The organism is Pseudolactococcus laudensis (genome assembly GCF_013449735.1).
Lineage (GTDB): Bacteria > Bacillota > Bacilli > Lactobacillales > Streptococcaceae > Pseudolactococcus > Pseudolactococcus laudensis.
Genome location: NZ_JACBNY010000004.1, coordinates 70662 through 89492, shown reverse-complemented (window position 1 = coordinate 89492; position 18831 = coordinate 70662). Strand labels below are relative to the sequence as shown.

The window sequence follows — 18831 nt, the reverse complement described above, 5'->3', positions numbered from 1 at the left end:
AATAAAAAAACGTCAATTTGACGTTTTTAATTTTGAGGTTTATAAAAAATTTATTCCCCGAAATCATAAAGGAAAGTAGAGAGATAGCGCTCACCATTGTCAGGCGCAACAGCAAGGACTTTTTTGCCTTTTCCAAGTTTCTTGGCGACTTGTTTGGCTGCGTAAACAGCTGCACCGCCTGAAATGCCGAGAAGGAATCCTTCTTGGCCGCCAATGACACGACCAGCTGCAATGGCATCGTCAGAGGTTACACGGATGATTTTATCGTAAGATTTGGTATCAAGTGTGCCAGGGATGAAACCTGGTGAGATGCCTTGAATTTTATGCGGTCCTGGTTTCTCACCAGAAAAGACCGCTGATTCATCAGCTTCTACAACATAGATTCCGATATTCGGATTAGCTTTTTTGAGGATATGTGACACACCTGATACAGTGCCGCCAGTGCCAGCACCTGCAACAAAGGCATCTAAACCATTTTCGCCGAAGGCGGCGATGATTTCAGGGCCGGTCGTTTCTTCGTGAATGCGTGGGTTGGCTGGATTTTCAAATTGTAAGGGTAAGAAGTAGCCATTGTCTTCAGCCAGTTCTTTGGCTTTGGCAATGGCAGCGCCCATGCCGCCAGCAGCGGGGGTTAAGACGAGTTCTGCGCCGTAAGCTTGGATGAGGCGACGACGTTCAATTGAGAAAGTTTCAGGGAGGACGATGATGACTTTGTAGCCAAGTGCTGCACCAACGAAAGCAAGACCAATCCCAGTGTTGCCTGAAGTTGGCTCAACAATTGTGCCGCCAGGTTTGAGGGAACCGTCAGCCTCAGCTGCACGAATCATGTTCAAGGCGATACGGTCTTTGACAGAACCGCCAGGATTAAAGGCCTCTAACTTGACATAGACATCAGCCGAGTCTTCGTCGACATGACGCAATTTGACGATAGGTGTATCGCCAATTAAATCTGTAATATTGTCGTAAATTTTTGACATGTCAGTGTCCTCCAAAATGTTAGTAAATAGTTTATAATACTATTATACAGCTTAAAAAAATTTTCGGCTTATCAAAAAACGAAAACGGGTATAAAAAAAATTTATGAAGATTAAACATATCACGCCGATGGGTTATTGCTACGGTGTTATCGACGCTATGGTTATTGCCAAAAATGTCGCGAAGAGTCCGGATTTACCGCGCCCTATCTATATTCTAGGTATGATCGTGCACAACCACCATGTGACGGAAAGCTTTGAAAAAATCGGGGTGCAGACGATAGACGGTGAAAATCGTCTAGCCATTTTAGAAAATATTGACCATGGTACTGTGATTTTTACAGCGCATGGTATTTCTGACGCCGTAAGACAGCGAGCCGCTGAAAAAGGATTAAGGGTAGTCGATGCGAGCTGTCCTGATGTTCTGATCACGCATGAAATCGTCAAGAAACGCTTGGCAGATGGTTATGAGGTCATTTACATTGGCAAGAAAGGACATCCAGAACCAGAAGGGGTATTAGGGATTGACCCTGACCGTATTCATCTCTTGTCTAATTTACAAGATTTAGAGGCGCTTGAGTTAACTGGCAAAGTTTTCATGACCAATCAGACGACCATGAGTATGTGGGATGTGTCGGATATCATGGCTGCAGTACATGAGAAATTTCCACAAGTCGTGGAGCATAGTGATATTTGTCAAGCAACATCTGAACGCCAAGAGGCTGTTGCTGAGCAGGCGGTCGGATGTGATTTGACAATCGTCGTTGGTGACCCACGTTCAAATAATACGAATCGTCTCGCAGAAGTCTCTCGAAATCAAGCTGGTGTGCCTGCTCATCGAGTGGCAGATGTGTCGGAAATTAAGCCAGAATGGTTGAGCGATCTGCCAGAGGATGCGACAGTTGCGGTTACCGCGGGTGCCTCGACACCAACAGCCATTGTCCGTGAGGTCATGGATTATTTGAAACAGTTTAATGGACAGACCGCGCAAAGTCATGTCACTTATGAAGATATTATCCCTCGTGGTGCCGTTCGTGATTTGACTAAAAAACGGGAGAATCGCTTGCAAAAACTGCGTGAACAGGCATTTGAGGGTGAAGATTAAGACAGGTGACAGTAATGTCGTGTAGCACATGGCAAATGTAAGTAATGGAAGAAGTAGGGATATTTTATCCCTGCTTTTTTATTGAATTGATAATAGGGATTTTACCGATTTCGCATTGTTTTGGCAAAAGAATTCCAATTTGGTAAAAAATCAGTGTATTTCTGCCCGATTTCGTATTGTTTTGGCAAAAGAATTCCGATTTGGTAAAGAATCAGTGTATTTCTGCCCAATTTTGGATTGTTTTGAAAAAATGAAGCTATCATTTAAAGATAGAGAGCATCGTTTAGAAAACTGTTGGGACAGAAGTTATCTAAATTAAAAGTTTATTATTTTCAGAAAATTCAGTTGACAAATTCTGTGAAATATTTTACAATAGCTACTAATACTGAAAAATAAACGGTATTTGCGTACCATTTAAGAGGTAAGTACAAAGGAGAAGTTATGAGTGAAATTACGAATTATAAGTATTATGTTGGTGGCAAATTTATCCAGTCGACTTCCGGTAATTTGATTGAGATTATCTGTCCATATGATCAAAGTATTATTGGTCGCGTTCAAGCTATTTCAAAAGAAGAGGCTGACGTAGCTATCGCTGCTACAAAAGCAGCGCAAAAAGATTGGGCTGATACTGATTTATTTAAACGGGCAGATCTTTTAAATAAATGGGCAGACCAACTAGAAATAGATGCAGAAGAAATTGCTCAGATGATTATGCGAGAAGTCGGTAAAACCTGGAATGATGCGGTGAAAGAAGTAACAAGAACGGCAGAGTTCATCCGTTATACCGTGCAAGAATTTATCCATACCAATGATGCTGCGATGTCAGGTGCCAACTACCCAGGCGGCTCTAAAAATAAATTCGCTATCATCAAAAGAATCCCACTTGGAACGGTGCTTGCGATTTCTCCCTTCAACTATCCAGTTAATTTATCCGTTGCGAAACTCGCACCCGCATTAATCGCCGGTAACGCCGTTGTCTTTAAACCAGCGACACAAGGTGCAATTTCTGCCGTGAAACTCATCGAGTCTTTCGACAAAGTCGGTTTTCCAGCGGATATTTTGCAGTTAATCACTGGCAAGGGCTCAGACATTGGCGATTATGTTAGCGAACATGACGGAATTGACATGATTTCATTTACAGGTGGTGCGACGACTGGGCGTCATTTGTCGAGCTTTTCGACCATGAAACCGATGGTGCTTGAGTTGGGTGGTAAGGACCCAGCTATCGTCTGTGAGGATGCGGACATCGATAAGACCGTTGCTGAAATCATGAGTGGCGCTTTTAGCTACTCGGGTCAGCGCTGTACGGCGATTAAGCGCGTTTTGGTCCATGCTACTGTGGCTGATGAACTTTCTGAAAAATTGAAAACGGCAGTAGAAAAACTCTCAGTCGGCATGCCGATAGATAATCCTATAATTGTGCCATTGATTAACGAAGGGGCGGCTGATTACGTTCAAGGTCTCATTACAGATACCATTGCTGCAGGTGCTGAGTTACTCGTTGGCAATAAGCGTGAAGATAATTTGATTTATCCGACACTCTTTGACCATGTCACGACAGATATGCGTTTGGCTTGGGAAGAACCATTTGGGCCAGTCTTGCCGATTATTCGTGTGGCATCAGACGCTGAGGCTATTGAGATTGCCAATGCCTCTGAATATGGTTTGCAGGCATCAGTCTTTTCACAAAACTTTTCACGTGCTGTTGCCATTGCTGAAAAAATAGAGGCGGGTTCTGTCCAAATTAATGGCCGGACAGAACGTGGCCCTGACCATTTCCCGTTCCTAGGTGTAAAAAATTCAGGCATGGGCGTGCATGGGATTTCTCGAACGATTGAATCAATGACGCGTGAGAAATTACTGATTATTAATGTTTAAAATTAAAAACGCTGCTTTTAGCGTTTTTTTCTAGGGTTCAGACGGACTTTGTATCGGAAAAAAAGGCTGACTTTTGCTATAATAAGGAAAGCAGAGCGCAGGTATGGGCATGCGGTTTAAATCTTTGACCATTTTTGACCAATGCGCTATAATAGAATCTATAAAAAAGAAAATAAAGGAGTTAATCACATGGCACTCATTCCTACAGTCATTGAACAATCAAGCCGCGGTGAACGCGCGTATGATATCTACTCACGTCTTTTGAAAGACAGAATCATTATGTTGACAGGTGAAGTTGAAGACAATATGGCTAATGCAGTCATTGCGCAACTTTTATTCTTAGATGCACAAGATTCAACTAAAGATATTTATCTCTATATTAATTCACCTGGTGGGTCAGTCTCTGCAGGTCTTGCGATTGTGGATACAATGAATTTCATTAAATCGGATGTTCAGACAATTGTTATGGGCGTTGCTGCGTCTATGGGAACAATCATCGCGTCTTCAGGGGCTAAAGGTAAACGTTTCATGTTGCCGAATGCTGAATATTTGATTCACCAACCAATGGGCGGTACTGGTGGTGGTACGCAACAAACAGATATGCAAATCGTTGCTGACCACTTGTCAAGAACTCGTAAAACATTGGAAAAAATCTTGGCAGATAACTCTGGTCAAACAGTCAATAAAATCCATAAAGATGCTGAGCGTGACCGTTGGATGTCAGCAGAAGAAACTTTAGAATACGGTTTTATTGATGAAATCATGAACCGTAATGATTTGAAATAAGAACTATGAAGTTAGGCTGGGATAAAAGTCCTCAGTCACTAAAAGAGAAAAGTAACCGAGCAAGGTTACTTTTCTCTTTTTTGGTATTACTCGCTGAAAAATACGAGTTTATCACGAAATACCGATAACGTATTGTTTTACCAAAAGAATGCCAATTTCGCACAAAAACATCATTTTTCTTACCAATAACGTATTGTTTTGTCAAAAGAATACCAATTTCGTATTGTTTTCAATGAATCATCATGTTGTTTTACGATTTTTGTCTTACACTCTTGTGATGGTTGGTCAGAATCACCAATTTTTGATATAATAAAACTAATGTTGATAATTGATGAAAAAATAATAGAATTAGATGAATTGGCAGATAGAGTGGCAGCTGCTTTCATGAAATTGGATGTGGTGGCTGATTTTAAGGCACGAAAGCTAGCCTTTGAATCAGATGATGAGCTACAACAAAAATTACAGACGTTAGAAGAAAACAGAGATTATATCACCTATCGACCAGAAATTCGCGCTTTGCAGCAGGAAATCTTGATGACTGATGCCATTTACCAGCTTAAAATAGCGGAAAATGATGTGCAGATGTCGCTTTCGGATTTGGCTAAGGCGATTTCGGGTGTGATTTCTGATGCAATTGTTGTTGATGAAAATCTTCCCTTAAAGAAAGGAGGTCACCATGGCCATCACCACTGAGGTTGAAAAAACGGCGATTCCTCCGCTTGATATTGTAGGTAGGACTGCTATTTATGTTTTTTACAGTAGTTATAAATATGTGCGTCAGCTAAGTCGATTTGGCGATTTGGGTTATAGCAGTAAAAAAGCTCGTTATGCGCTTTTGTATGTTGATACGGCAATGCTTGACGAGGTTGTACCTAAATTGATGGATTTACATTTTGTAAAAGCTGTTAAGGTTTCTGAATTTGATCATTTGAATCGAGATTTTTCAAGTGCTTTTCAAGAAACGATACAAGAAGCTAAAAATGAAGAGATGAAAAAAGCAGTTGAACTTTAAAGTTCAGCTGCTTTTTGATCTAAATAAGCAAAAATTTGACTTTGTGGGCGGTGCTCGATTTTGATAGCATCGTCTTTGAAGTAAATGAAAGTTGTCGGTAGTGTGCTTAGTTTTTCTGAATGGAAATTACGTTGACTACGAACTAAACTTGCCCTAGCGTAGGGGAAATGTTTGACAAAGTCGGAGATATTGAAGTTGAGTTGGTGTAGGATTTTGAAAAGCATTTGATTATTATAATCAAGTGGGGTTTTGCCGACCATTTCAGCTTGGAGTGCGAGAAGGAAACGACGTCCTGTATGCCGCCCAGCAAAACTGACAGTCAGAAAGTCTAGGGTAGCCTTATAAACGCGATCAAGGACGGCATTATAAGTTGTGACATCCTTAGTTAATTGGTAGGTGTCGCGAATTTTTCTGACCGCTTTTGGCGTAACGACGGGATTTAGGAACCAGTCGTGTATCTCTGTTTCAAAATAGCTGAAATCGTCATTAAAAAGTGTAAAGTAGTGTTGGATTTCACTAGTCATGATCATACCTGAATTTCTTAATAGTCTGTCATCTGAAAAAGTATAAAATTCCAATAAAATGTTTAAGCTAGTTTTCGATAAGACGGATGAACCATGTCACTGTCCCGAGATATAGCGTGTCAAAGAGTAGGGAATAGAAAAAAGTTTTTCGATGTATGTGTTACTATTATTCTACCAGAATATCGGCTGATACTAAAGTAATTTGATATGGAAAATGAGCGTGAAAACGATTACTATGTTGGTGTTAAAGGCTTTGAGGAGAGAAGTGTCTTGTGAGAACGTTATTTATAAAATTTAAGGCATTTTACCGATAGATTCTAAGAATCTGACAACTTTGCTACGGGCGTAACGGTATTCAATCTGATTGTCTTTTAAAAAATGATTGAAGTTTTTTTCGCCACTCAGTGCATCGGCTACTTCTAATTCCAATTCGTAATCCAATTTACCTGAATATTCATTTTTGTCTAGTGCCATGAGACCAATATTTGTCTCGTACTCTCGTCGAGTTGTTGTAAGTGAGCCTAGAACATGAATCGCAGAGATATTAATCTCGTAGCTGTTTAAAATCTCAAGGATGCTTTGGATATTGATACAGTTCTGAGGGAGTGTTTTGGTCGCTAAAATCGCCATAGCCTCTTCTGAGGTCAAAGCGATATTATGCTCTAAATTACCAACTTTTTGTGGGATTTTGAGCGTCATTTCGGCCGCATTATCAAAGGTACGAATGCGTAAGGATAATTTATTTCCTCTTAATCTAAGGTCAGGTGTATCAAAGTAATGATTTGTTTGGCGGACGGGGGCAATGTGGCTAAACCGTTTACCTAGCTGATCGAATTCGGATAAGCTGAGTAAAGTTTTATATTCAATTTCAAGATTAGTTTGCATAGAAATCCTCTTTTTTAGGGTTGAATTGGACAATTTTTCAAAAATCCCGATAAATAGCAGTTTAGAGCTATTTTAAAATTTGTTAGCTTTTTTGTCAACTATCGGTCATAGTTTCTATCATCTAAAATGACATATTGCGCTAATTGAAAAAGTCTAAAGCCAGCAATCGCTTGCTGACTTTAATTTTAATAGCAATTTGTATTTAGATGCTTTCAAATACAAGTGTAACCATTAAACGACCTCCAAGACTTAATCCTTTACTACCACCATTTGCAGTGGTAATTGTGTGCAAGCGATAGCCTTTAGCGCACTGTTCGTTGATAATCACTTCCAGCTCAGGTAGATTTTTAGAGCCTTTTCCGACAAACCTTTCATCCAGGACGACCTCCAAAACAACATAATTAGGGATCATGATTGCCTCCTTTGCCAACTTCAAGATGGCTAATAGACATGTTTGTTATAAATAAATTGCGCGACCGTTGTTAGTGTGCCACCTATTTTCAACTATATTTTAGCACAAAGTGATAGAAAATAACATATTTTTAATATTAAATAACAAAATATTAATAGATATATATGTGTAGCTATTAATAGAAACTTACGGTGTATCGAATTTAATCTGCGTTGGTAAAGATCAAGAAAATAGGAGAATCAAGCTCTGTTTTGATTTTTTTGTTATCAACTATTGTACATGTCAGCTCGGTTAATTCTTTATTTTGCTTGACACTGACAAGGTATTCAGGCGTTGGCGCTTGTATTTATTTTATGGTAAAATAAGTAAGAAATATTGAATTTATTGTACTAAAAAAGGAGAGATAGCAAATTTTTACCACTAGGATATGGGGGGAATTTAGAGCTAGTCAGGTGTGATTGAAGTATATGGACAGCGTCTGCGTCTGTTTAACTGCTCTTACAAGTCATATAACTAGTTCAGAACAGCTTGATAAGAAACGCTTGTAATCAAGTCATGTCTAGTAAAAATGCGCTATCCAGACCACATTATGACAGAAAAATTTAACTGGGAAGCCTTTCTCGATCCGTATATTCAAGCGGTCGGAGAACTCAAAATTAAACTACGTGGCGCGCGTAAACAATATCAAAAGCAAAATCGTCATTCGCCGATTGAATTTGTGACGGGTCGTGTCAAACCTGCTGAATCTATCAAGAACAAGGCACGTTTGCGCGGATTTAAACCTGAAAATATTACAGAAATGCAAGATATTGCGGGTGTGCGCGTGATGGTGCAATTTGTAGAAGACGTAGAAGAAGTCTTAAACTTGTTACGCCAGCGTAAAGATTTTAAAATTGTTCAAGAACGCGATTATATCAATAACCAAAAGGAGTCGGGTTATCGCAGTTATCATGTGATTATTGAGTATCCAGTTGAAATGGTTGACGGTCGAAAAAATATTTTGGCAGAAATTCAGATCAGGACCTTAGCAATGAATTTTTGGGCGACAATTGAACACTCGCTCAATTATAAATATCAAGGTGCTTTTCCTGATGAACTCCGGAAACGTTTGGCAGTCACAGCTAAAATTGCTTATGCTTTAGACGAAGAAATGAGTACAATTCGAGAAGAAATTCAAGAAGCTCAGCTTTTGTTTAATCCATCACGACGTAAAGTTGATGATGGTGTAGAAAATCGGGATGATTTTGATGAAGAACACAACTGGTAAGAAGATTTGGATTGTTAAGAATGCTTATAAAAAAACCCAAGCCATTGCATCAGCATTGGAAGCTTTATGCCTAGAGGCTGGGTTTATTTTCGATGAAGAAAATCCAGAGATTATTATCTCTGTCGGTGGCGATGGCACGCTACTTGCTGCGCTTCATTATTATGAAACCCAATTAGAGACAGTCCGATTTATTGGTGTTCATACCGGCCACCTAGGATTCTATGCAGATTTTCAAGAACATGAATTGGAGCAGGTCGTTGAAACAATTCAAAATGAAAAACCAGAAGAAGCCTTCAAATATCAGCTCTTGAAGGTACAAATTCATTTTACTGATGGCCGCCTCAAGACGCATTTAGCTTTGAACGAATCAGTTATTAAGCGAGCATCAAAGACCCTGGTCGCGGATGTCAAGATTTCAGATTTTCTTTTTGAAAAATTCCGCGGTGATGGTTTGTCTGTCTCAACTCCAACAGGCTCAACAGCTTATAACAAGTCAATTGGTGGGGCGGTCATGCATCCTCGTGTCCACGCTTTTCAAGTGACAGAGGTCGCCTCTTTGAATAATCTGGTTTACCGTACATTAGGAGCACCGATGATTATTGCTGAAAAAGATACAGTCACGATTGAGCTAGAAAATGCTGATGATTATTTATTAACGGTGGATCAGCTAGAATACTTTTATGATCAAATCGCTTCTGTTACATATAGTCTGGACGGTGGTGAGATTTCCTTTGTCAATGGGGGACATACTGGATTCTGGCACCGTGTAAAAAATTCCTTCATTGGTGAAGTCAAATGAGATTCGATTTCACAGTCAATACAAGGCAAGACGGTATCTTATTAAAAACTTTGCTCAAACAACACGGTATTTCTAAAAATTTATTAGCTAAAATCAAGTTTGATGGTGGTGATTTATGGGTCAATGGTGTCAAACAAAACGCTATCTATAGAGTATCTGAAGGCGAAATTGTGAGTATTCATATTCCTGCTGAGACAGCCACAGTGCCCTTGAAACAGCAAGAAATGCCCTTGACTATTGTCTATGAGGATGATCATTTCCTCGTGCTTGATAAGCCAGCAGGTATTGCAAGCGTCACAGGCGTGAACTATCCAGATAGTACGATGAGTAATTATGTTGCAGGCTATTTAAAAGCACAAGATTATGAAAATAAAAAAGTACATGTGGTTACAAGATTAGACAAAGATACATCTGGTCTCATGCTTTTTGCCAAGCATGGGTATGCCCACAGTTTGCTAGATAAAATGTTACAGAAAAAAGGCGTGACGAAGCGATATTTTGCCTTAGTCCACACATCTGTTCAACTGGAACAATCAGCTGAAATCCAGGTGCCGATTGGTCGTAAAGAAGGGTCAATTATTGAGCGTGCAGTAGTAGATGCTGAGCATCCAACTGCTAAATTTGCACATACATCCTACGAAATTGTTCGCTCACAGCCCCACTTTACTTTAGTAGACATTCAACTTCATACAGGTCGGACACACCAAATTAGGGTTCATTTTGCGCATTTAGGTGCGCCTTTATTGGGAGATGACTTATATGGGGGCAGGCGTGATAAGATTTCACGTCAAGCTTTGCATTGTCACTTTCTTAGTTTTAAACATCCATTTACAGATGAGATGATCATGTTAGAATCACCCTTGCCACAGGATATGCAATTGCTTTTAGAACAGACTTAAAAATGGAAATTATCAAAAGGACTTCTCGTCATTTGTGAGCGAGAGGTCTTTTTTTGTAATTTAATCAATGCTTTTACAGAATATGATATCATCTTTAAATTTAATAATAAATGAAACTAAAAATGATAAACATTGGCGCTTGATAAAAAAATAACATTATATAATTAAAATATTAAATAAACAAGTCGTCTCTATCATCATACACTCAAAGAAAGTATCTTTCTACGTGCTAAAAGGGCTGTAACATACGTTAAATGTCTTGTATCTGAAAGGAATACACAATGTCCCCCAATTTAAGAATACTGTTTACCTCTCGCATTTTTAGCGAATTTGCAAGAGCGATGTATCCAGTAGTATTGCCATTATTTATCTTAAAAATGACAAATTCACTTGCCATCTCAGGACTATTTTTTACATGTGCGATGTTGCCACAGATGTTTCTAATGCCACTTGTTGGCGTATGGATTGAAAAACAGTCAAAGAAAACAGTTGCTGTTTTAGGCTTGTTAGGTTTGTTGACCTTAACGACGATAGAATTTATTATTTTGCTATTGGGATTCAAGCCTCTCATCGTGATTGGGATTATTTCAGCTCTGATGAGCTTACTCGCTGCAACGGTTGAGTTAGCAACTAAGGTTTTATTTACAGAGATTGTCTCCAAAAATCAACTTGAGAAATATAACGGTCTGAAATCTGTTTGGGATAACATTGCCACTTTCGGTGCACCTATGTTATCAACTGTTATTTATGGATTTTTCGGTTTCAAATTCGTCGCACTGCTATGCGCTATGATGTATCTGATTGCCAGTCTTGTTCTGTCATAAATGCTTTATCAGGTCAATCGTGATGAAGAAGTAAAAGAAACACATGGTTTTATCAGCAATTTGAAAGAAGGTGTGGTATTTGTCAGGGAACATAAAGGGGTAAGGAATTTTTATCTTTTGGCATCTGCCTTGAATTTTTTTGTAGCCAATCAAGAAGAAGTCATTTTTCCAGGGATTGTGATTCAAAAATATCATATTTCGTCTCAGTTTTACGGTTTACTTTTGGTTATCTACACACTTGGGGTTATTTTGGCAGGTCTCTATCTATCCAAAAAATCTGAGGGGAATTCACGACAGTTACTTTCAAAGCTATTCATTGCCAATTCGAGTGTGATGGTCGTCATGGGGTGTTATCAGTTGTCTTTCATGGACAAGCAAGATTTGTTTTCTTCTCCATGTTTTTGGCGCTAGAACTTGTCCTCGGTTTTATTACGATACTCATTAATGTTCCGATGACTTCTTATTTTCAAAGTGTGGTGCCAGTAGGCTACCAAGGGCGTGTGTTTGCACTTCTGAGTTTTATTTCAGGTTTTTCCATTCCGCTTGGTGTGACTTATTCCGGTTTTCTAGCCTCAAAAATTGGTGCTGACTGGGCTTATATTATGAATAATATTTGTGTGATTTTAATTGTGCTCCTTGTTTTTAGCAGACAATCTGTTAATGAGCGTAAAAAAATATAGGACTTAAAGTAAAATTTAAGAAATGAAAGAGGAGCAATCATGTTTGCAGATAAGTATATAGAACGAGTGATTAGAACAAGATCACATCTTTGTGTCGGGTTAGACCTTATCTTGGACAGGTTTCCAAGTGTCATTCTGGAAAGAGCAGAAAAAATGTATGGTAAAACGCCTAAAGGTGCTGGTCATGCTATTTTTGAATTTAATAAACTAATCATAGATACCATTGCTGATAAAGTACCTATAGTGAAACCACAACTGGCTTATTATGAAAAATATGATCATTTTGGCGTGGCAGCTTTTTGGCAAACAGTCGAGTATGCCCAGAAACGAGGTTTACTTGTTATTGCGGATGCTAAAAGAGGGGATATTGGGACGACTTCTCAAGCGTATGCAGAGGCGTTTTATAAAAGTACTGAGGATGAATGGGTATCATCTATAGCTGTCGATGCCGTGACTGTTAATCCTTACTTAGGAAGTGATGGGTTAGAGCCATTTGTTAATTTAAGTATTGGCAATGATAAAGGAACGATTATATTAGTCAAAACAAGTAATCCCTCCTCAGGTGAATTTCAGGATCAGATTACTGAGGCTAGTGGGAAATCAATTTCAGAATCAGTTTGTGATTATATTAATAGCCGCTCAAATCCGATTGGCAAATACGGTTTTTCAGATGTTGGCGCAGTTATTGGTGCGACATACGCGAAAGACTTGGCTAGATTCAGAGAAATATTGCCCAATAGTTTATTTTTAGTACCCGGAATTGGCTATCAAGGAGGGGACGTTGAACAATTAGCGCTAGCATTTAACGAAAAAGGACTGGGAGCCATTATCTCATGTACTAGAGCTATTAATTATGCCTACCAAACCGTCGGTGTGAGCGAAGAAGAAGTGAAAGCTAGTATTTTAAAAGCAGTTGATAGTTTTAATCAGTCAATCAATTCAGCATTGATTGAGGCTGGTAAATTTTTTAGTGATGAAGTGTTGATGTGAAGTATTTTGAGTTGAGGAGAAAAAATGAATCTTGAAGTGATTGACGGCTATTTACAGATAGGGACATTTAAATTAGACTGTATCAATCTTAGTTTTGCTCCGGGTGCATATCACATTATTATTGGCAAAAATGGTTCAGGTAAAACACAACTATTAAAAACATTGATAGGTCTCAATAAACTTAGCTCAGGCGTTTTAAAAGCCAATGATTCAGTTCTCACCTCAAAGACTCAAAAACAATATTTAAAATCAATTAACTATATATCTGCTGATTCAAGACAACTTTTTCCAGAGTTAACAGGCTGGGAAAATTGTCTGTTTTTTGCAAAGCTTTATGGGATTAAAAAGTCGTCCGCAACCGAAAAAATTATAAAACTGGCAGCTGATTTTGAATTGACAAATCAAGATTTGTTAAAAAAGTTATCAATTTATTCGAATGGTATGTTACAAAAAATACATTTTATTCGTGCTTTTTTAAATGAGCCCAAAATTATTTTTCTTGATGAACCTACAACTGGATTAGATATCATACAAACTAGGAGAATGTATGACACATTGAAAAATAAACAGAAACAAGGCTTAACAATTATTAGTGTGGAGCATAACTTGGTTGAAGTTAGTCAATATGTTGATACAGTAACAATGGTTGCTGACGCCTCAGTTGTTTTCACTCAAAGTAAAAAAGAACTGTTAAATAGATATCCTAAGGTATTGCAATTCATTGATTTTGATGTTTGTAATGAACAGCATATACGAGATGCTTTGTTAAAAAAAGAACAATTATTTTTTTCTGATACGCCAGAAAATAATTTGATTCAAAGGTTTGTTAGTCCAGATGAAATAGAAGTATCTCAGGGTCAGATTATTCGCTCTGGTACAAGAGCAACAAATTTATCAGATGTGTTCAGAATTGAAAGTGGAGAATGGATAAAATGATTGGTGCTGTTAAGTTACTTTTAACGAAAAAAATTTTATTAGATAAACAAAATATCATTCAAACTTTTGTTAGAATACCGTTTTCTTTAATTTTCCCAATACTTTTTCTAGGTCATTTCTTACATCTAGGTCAAAATAATATAATTGTATCGGTGATTATCTGGACATGCTGCACCACTGTTTTTTTCGATAGTTATTTGATAACAGATTATGAGTTGAAAAATAATTATGTGACTTATATCAAGTTGACAGGACATTCCTATTATAGTTTTAGAATGGTTTCTAATTGTCTATTATTTGCAATAAATACGATACTATATAGTATTTTAATTGTAGTATTAATCATAATAAAAATAGTAAGGATGAATCAATTATCCTTTAATTCTCTATTACCGATAGCTTTTTCCGTATTCATCTCTGTTAACTTTGTAAATTCCTTACAAGTCAGATTTAAAGGGAAACAGATGTTCAATATTTTCAATAGTGTAATTGACATATTGTTTATCGTCTCAGGTGTGATGTTTCCAATTCATTATTTGGGCCAGCGTGCGATAATCTTATATTTAATTCCTACAGCATTACCGTTTGCTTTATTGAATGGAGAGTCGATGATTTCGTGGACTGAACCAATTTTGTTCCTCTTATCTATATCAGTGATGTTATATGTAACAAGTAAAAATTTTAAGGTAGGAAATGAATGATATCTCTGTTGTATTTATCTCAAATCAGATTTAAGTTGCTATTTAAAAACATTACTGATACGCTATCTATTCAGATTAGAACTGTGACGACAGTGTTACCCTTTTTAATCATGACGATAGCAGAGACATCGCAAAATAATAAAATTATTTTTGTTTTAACTTCTTTTTTATTGACCTTGTTTATTGGTAATAATGTGATTATGTGCAGTATTTATGCTTTGGAAGAAAAGCGAATGGGTCGAGGAAACTATTATCAAGTTATAGGTATCAAGCCGAATATTATTGTGCTTGGGAATATGGTACCATGGATAATAATTTCTTTTTTATCAACGATTTTAACTTTTAGTCTGTCAATCTATGCTTTTCATCTTTCTTTTTTATCAAGTAATTTGTATGAGGTCATATCTATTATAGTCCTCTTGACTATCCAAAGTTATTGTATCGGTTTTATAATTGCTTATTTTGCTGTTATAAAAAATAATATCAAAACGACTTTTTATATCTTTACCTTAATTCAATTTTTTTCAGGGTATATTTATCCCGTTGATCATATCCCGATGCCATTTAGATTTTTTGTCTATATGAATCCATTTTTTTATGGTGTTGATAGTTTTAGACAATCACTTCACTTAGATTATGATTTAGACATCCCTTTTTATATAAAATTAAGTTTGATATTCTTGATTACAGTGTTGTTGTTAGGAGGCCTCAAAATAATTTCTACTAGGAAGTGGCAGTGGGATGATGCTTAAGCAGTGAAATCAAGTGTTATGTTGAAAATAGATTTTTCTTAAACTTGATAAAATAAGGGTTAGGAAAGAGATAAAAACGAGAATGCTGTCATGTTATTTCAAGGAATAACAGATGCTTTGAACGGCAACCAAACCTATTTTACTTCAGTAAAAAAAATAAATTTTCTCATATAAATATCTAGCCAAGTAGAATGTAAAGTGATACAATAAAATGGTATCTAGGTAGTCTGATAAGACACAAAGGGCTAAGGATTAGACCTAATACCTAAAATGTGTGAGTATTCCCACTTTGTCAGTGTATAGATAACTATATTTTGTTTCAAATAAAAATCATTGTTAGATGAGGCTCCTATACTGGAAATATGCTGCAGCCGCGAAATGTCGAGAGACGCCAAGTTGGTTAAACAGATGTGATCGTGAAGGTCAATGTCAATGTAGCTAGATTTTATCTTACGCCGTATAGTGCTAAAGTTCAACGATAGGCCAATGTACAAAGTAATCAACAGCTGTACATCAACTTATGGTTGGTGTACAGTTTTAATTTGTTTAATTGGTACCATAAATAACAAATAGGAAAGACTTTGAGCGGACCAAAGTTCGCGAGTGACCTCGCTTGGTAAGAGCGCTAGCGTGGGTCAAGTTTCAAGATTTCACAAGAAGTGAAATCGTAGAAAGGAGTCCTTAACATAAATGAATAATGAAGATTTGACGACACAAGATGTTTTCGAAAATTTACAAGAACTCCTAGAGCATAATGAAATTAGAGAGTTCCGAGAAGCTTTTCTGGATCACCATATCTATGATCAAACGCAATTTTATCTGGATTTTACGGATGATGAGCGTTTAGAGCTTTACAGTATTTTATCACCTCAGGAATTGTCAGAGATTTTTGAGAATATTGATTTTGATGAAGTTGATATTAAACCTTATCTCAAGGAAATTTCGCCTGAATATTTATCAGCGATGTTTGATGAGATGTCATCAGATAATGCGGCAGATATCTTAACAAATCTGACTAAACGAGAACGCAGAGCTATCTTTTCACAGATGACCCCCGAAAATGTGACGGAGATTCGTAACCTCATGCATTATGATGAGGAAACTGCCGGTTCATTGATGACAACGGAGTTTGTTGCTGTTGTGGCTAATCAAACTGTAAGTTCTGCTATGACGGTTATCAAAGCCACAGCCGAAGATGCCGAAACAATTTATTATGTCTACGTGTTGGATAATGACAAACAACTTCTAGGCGTGATTTCCTTGCGGAGTCTCTTGATTTCTCATGATGATACATTGATTTCAGATATTGTCAATGAACATATTATTAAAGTTGATGTTGAAGAGCCACAAGAACGAGTCGCTCGATACTTTAGGGACTATGACTTGCTTGCGTTACCAGTTATTAGTCATGATAATATCATGTTGGGAATTGTTACCGTCGATGATATCATCGACGTTATCGATGATGAAGCGCAAAGTGACTACTCTGGTTTGGCGGGGGTTAACACCGATAATGTCAATCAAAATCCAATTCAATCTGCTGCAAAACGCTTACCTTGGCTTGTTGCACTCTTGTTTTTGGGAATGGGAACGGCAAGTTTGATTGACCATTTTGACGGGTTGGTGAGTAAGGCCTCTGTTCTGGCAATTTTTATCAGTCTGATTACCGGAACAGCCGGGAATGCTGGGACGCAGTCCCTCGCGGTCTCTGTTCGTAGAATTTCACTTAATGATGAAGAAAATCGCTCCTTCTTTGGTTTGATTTTAGCTGAAATTGCGACGGGGTTAGTGACTGGAGCGGTGACTGGCCTGACGATTTTTATCGTAGTCAGTCTATGGAAAGGTAATATGATTCTTGGTCTCGCAGTTGGTGTTGCTATGTTTTGTGCGATTACTGTTGCGAATTTGGCAGGCTCTTTGATACCTGTTGCTATGGACCGGTTAGGGTTTGACCCTGCTGTTGCCTCAGGACCTTTTATTTCAACTATGTCAGATTTAACCAGTGTCTTTATCTACTTCTCTATTGCAGGTATTTTTATTCACTTCTTTTAAATAAATAAGAGAAACAAAAAAATGACGGGTTAGCGGATAGCTAACCTGTCATTTTTTTTGAAACGTTGGGGATCTTATTTTTTAGAAAGGATTTCGACAACGAATTCAAGTGGACCAGATGTTTCAGCTGATGGTGCTTGACTACCATAAGCCATGTCTGCTGGCATAGTCAATTTGTAAATACCACCCACTTTTTTACCAGCCAAGCCTTTTGTCCAACCAGGGATAACACCTGTTAATGGAAACTCAATCGGCGTAAGCGGTGCATCTGCAGATTTTTTAGTTGAGTCAAAGATGACACCTTCAGCGTTCCAACCCGTGTAGTTGGCTTTAATCGTGTCAGTTTCAGCAACCACATCACCGTCTCCAGCTTTAAGTTCTTCAACTTTCAACTCTTTTACCTTCGCAGCGTCGAATTTCTTAGCTTTGGCGAGTTTGGTAAAGACTTGCATACCGTTTTTAGCTTGGACAGCAGACTTATCTGCCGTTGAGCTTTTACTTGGTTTGTTTGCGACAAAGACCAGTCCCGCAGTGATAGCTGCAAAAGCTACAACCAGGAGGACAAGCCATAAAGGATTATTTTTAGTTTTCATACTCATTATTCTACCATAATTCCCCTATTTTTTCTAAAGAAAAGCTATTTTAGGGATAAATCAGAAAATCTGTCACAATTTTCAGAAATCATGCTATAATTGAATATATTACACAATGGAGAGAATATGTCCTATATTATAGAAATTTTACCACAATTATTGGATGGCCTGAAATTAACAGTTCTAGTCTTTATTTTAACGCTTATCCTATCAATTCCCCTAGGCATGGTTTTGGCCTTCCTACTTAGGATTCCAATCGTCAAATGGTTCGTAAACCTCTACGTTTGGATGATGCGCGGCACACCACTCTTGGTACAGCTCATCATCATCTTCTACGCCCTCCCTATGGTTGGTCCAACCTTGCCACGCTTTCCAGCAGCCCTACTTGCTTTCACTTTGAATTATGCCGCCTATTTTGCTGAGATATTCCGAGGCGGTATTAAGGCTGTGCCTAATGGTCAATTGGAGGCAGCAAAGGTGTTGAAACTAAGCAAGTGGCAGACGATTCGATACATTCAAATGCCACAAGTGGTAAAAATTGTTTTGCCGTCAGTCTTTAATGAAATCATCACCCTCGTAAAAGATTCATCTTTGATTTATGTTGTCGGACTTGGTGATTTATTGCGGGCAGGTAAAATTGCCATGAGTCGTGATGTGTCACTTGTACCGATTATGATGGCAGCTTTGATTTATTTGATTTTTATTGGTATTTTGACCATTCTATCGAAGAAAATCGAACAACGCTTTGATTACTATAAATAG

Annotated in this window: 22 protein-coding genes and 1 riboswitch; of the genes, 17 read left to right on the top strand and 5 right to left on the bottom strand. The window is 37.8% G+C overall.

Annotated elements, in window-relative coordinates; genetic code table 11:
- Positions 1-50 precede the first annotated feature (50 nt).
- A complete protein-coding gene (gene cysK / locus HZR21_RS03900) occupies positions 51-977 on the bottom strand; it encodes a cysteine synthase A (RefSeq protein ID WP_180746534.1) in 927 nt (308 codons plus the stop codon).
- A 103-nt stretch (positions 978-1080) separates the two neighbouring features.
- On the opposite strand from cysK, the gene HZR21_RS03895 reads away from it, so the two are divergent.
- From HZR21_RS03895 to HZR21_RS03875, 5 genes are all read left to right on the top strand, one after another.
- Positions 1081-2079, top strand: a complete 999-nt coding sequence (locus tag HZR21_RS03895) for a 4-hydroxy-3-methylbut-2-enyl diphosphate reductase (protein WP_180746533.1) — start codon at positions 1081-1083, stop codon at positions 2077-2079.
- Between the two features lie 441 nt (positions 2080-2520).
- Positions 2521-3957: an NADP-dependent glyceraldehyde-3-phosphate dehydrogenase gene (locus HZR21_RS03890; RefSeq protein ID WP_180746532.1), complete on the top strand. Its 1437-nt coding sequence runs from the start codon at positions 2521-2523 to the stop codon at positions 3955-3957.
- A gap of 189 nt (positions 3958-4146) precedes the next feature.
- Positions 4147-4743, top strand: a complete 597-nt coding sequence (locus HZR21_RS03885; RefSeq protein WP_003137559.1) for an ATP-dependent Clp protease proteolytic subunit — start codon at positions 4147-4149, stop codon at positions 4741-4743.
- Positions 4744-5061: 318 nt separating this feature from the next.
- Positions 5062-5436 carry a hypothetical protein gene (locus HZR21_RS03880; RefSeq protein ID WP_180746531.1) on the top strand — a complete coding sequence of 125 codons (375 nt, stop codon included), beginning with the start codon at positions 5062-5064 and terminating at the stop codon, positions 5434-5436.
- Positions 5420-5755, top strand: a complete 336-nt coding sequence (locus HZR21_RS03875; protein WP_180746530.1) for a DUF2129 domain-containing protein — start codon at positions 5420-5422, stop codon at positions 5753-5755. The genes HZR21_RS03880 and HZR21_RS03875 overlap by 17 nt, the downstream gene beginning before the upstream one ends.
- Here the strand turns inward: HZR21_RS03875 and HZR21_RS03870 are convergent.
- The 3 genes from HZR21_RS03870 to HZR21_RS03860 form a co-directional block, all read right to left on the bottom strand.
- A complete protein-coding gene (locus tag HZR21_RS03870) occupies positions 5752-6279 on the bottom strand; it encodes a DsbA family protein (RefSeq protein ID WP_180746529.1) in 528 nt (175 codons plus the stop codon). The two genes, HZR21_RS03875 and HZR21_RS03870, sit on opposite strands and share 4 nt — an antisense overlap.
- A 294-nt stretch (positions 6280-6573) precedes the next feature.
- Complete coding sequence (locus HZR21_RS03865) at positions 6574-7164, bottom strand: CYTH domain-containing protein (protein WP_180746528.1); 591 nt, start codon at positions 7162-7164, stop codon at positions 6574-6576.
- Between the two features lie 202 nt (positions 7165-7366).
- Positions 7367-7576: a DUF4177 domain-containing protein gene (locus tag HZR21_RS03860; RefSeq protein ID WP_219605568.1), complete on the bottom strand. Its 210-nt coding sequence runs from the start codon at positions 7574-7576 to the stop codon at positions 7367-7369.
- A gap of 589 nt (positions 7577-8165) precedes the next feature.
- Between HZR21_RS03860 and yjbM the strand changes: the two genes are divergently transcribed.
- From yjbM to mgtE, 11 genes are all read left to right on the top strand, one after another.
- Positions 8166-8843, top strand: a complete 678-nt coding sequence (yjbM, locus tag HZR21_RS03855) for a GTP diphosphokinase (protein WP_040525941.1) — start codon at positions 8166-8168, stop codon at positions 8841-8843.
- Positions 8824-9642: an NAD kinase gene (locus HZR21_RS03850; protein ID WP_180746527.1), complete on the top strand. Its 819-nt coding sequence runs from the start codon at positions 8824-8826 to the stop codon at positions 9640-9642. Before yjbM ends, HZR21_RS03850 begins: the two co-directional genes overlap by 20 nt.
- Positions 9639-10541: an RluA family pseudouridine synthase gene (locus HZR21_RS03845; protein WP_180746526.1), complete on the top strand. Its 903-nt coding sequence runs from the start codon at positions 9639-9641 to the stop codon at positions 10539-10541. The genes HZR21_RS03850 and HZR21_RS03845 overlap by 4 nt, the downstream gene beginning before the upstream one ends.
- Before the next feature lie 341 nt (positions 10542-10882).
- On the top strand, positions 10883-11365 hold the full coding sequence (locus tag HZR21_RS11730; RefSeq protein ID WP_246307797.1) for an MFS transporter: 483 nt from the start codon (positions 10883-10885) through the stop codon (positions 11363-11365).
- Positions 11366-11776 carry an MFS transporter gene (locus HZR21_RS11725; RefSeq protein ID WP_246307796.1) on the top strand — a complete coding sequence of 137 codons (411 nt, stop codon included), beginning with the start codon at positions 11366-11368 and terminating at the stop codon, positions 11774-11776.
- Positions 11767-12045, top strand: a complete 279-nt coding sequence (locus HZR21_RS11720; protein ID WP_246307795.1) for an MFS transporter — start codon at positions 11767-11769, stop codon at positions 12043-12045. The genes HZR21_RS11725 and HZR21_RS11720 overlap by 10 nt, the downstream gene beginning before the upstream one ends.
- A 39-nt stretch (positions 12046-12084) precedes the next feature.
- Entirely contained in the window at positions 12085-13035 is a 951-nt protein-coding gene (gene pyrF / locus HZR21_RS03835) for an orotidine-5'-phosphate decarboxylase (RefSeq protein WP_180746525.1), read from the top strand.
- A gap of 24 nt (positions 13036-13059) precedes the next feature.
- Positions 13060-13971, top strand: a complete 912-nt coding sequence (locus HZR21_RS03830) for an ATP-binding cassette domain-containing protein (RefSeq protein ID WP_180746524.1) — start codon at positions 13060-13062, stop codon at positions 13969-13971.
- On the top strand, positions 13959-14672 hold the full coding sequence (locus tag HZR21_RS03825; protein WP_180746523.1) for a hypothetical protein: 714 nt from the start codon (positions 13959-13961) through the stop codon (positions 14670-14672). The genes HZR21_RS03830 and HZR21_RS03825 overlap by 13 nt, the downstream gene beginning before the upstream one ends.
- Entirely contained in the window at positions 14669-15424 is a 756-nt protein-coding gene (locus HZR21_RS03820) for an ABC transporter permease (RefSeq protein ID WP_259276381.1), read from the top strand. The genes HZR21_RS03825 and HZR21_RS03820 overlap by 4 nt, the downstream gene beginning before the upstream one ends.
- 325 nt (positions 15425-15749) lie before the next feature.
- Positions 15750-15915: riboswitch (M-box (ykoK) riboswitch) on the top strand.
- A gap of 199 nt (positions 15916-16114) precedes the next feature.
- A complete protein-coding gene (gene mgtE, locus HZR21_RS03815; protein ID WP_246307794.1) occupies positions 16115-17476 on the top strand; it encodes a magnesium transporter in 1362 nt (453 codons plus the stop codon).
- 74 nt (positions 17477-17550) lie between these two features.
- On the opposite strand, the gene HZR21_RS03810 is transcribed toward mgtE, so the two are convergent.
- On the bottom strand, positions 17551-18069 hold the full coding sequence (locus HZR21_RS03810; protein ID WP_180746521.1) for an FKBP-type peptidyl-prolyl cis-trans isomerase: 519 nt from the start codon (positions 18067-18069) through the stop codon (positions 17551-17553).
- A gap of 126 nt (positions 18070-18195) precedes the next feature.
- Between HZR21_RS03810 and HZR21_RS03805 the strand changes: the two genes are divergently transcribed.
- Complete coding sequence (locus HZR21_RS03805; RefSeq protein WP_180746520.1) at positions 18196-18831, top strand: amino acid ABC transporter permease; 636 nt, start codon at positions 18196-18198, stop codon at positions 18829-18831.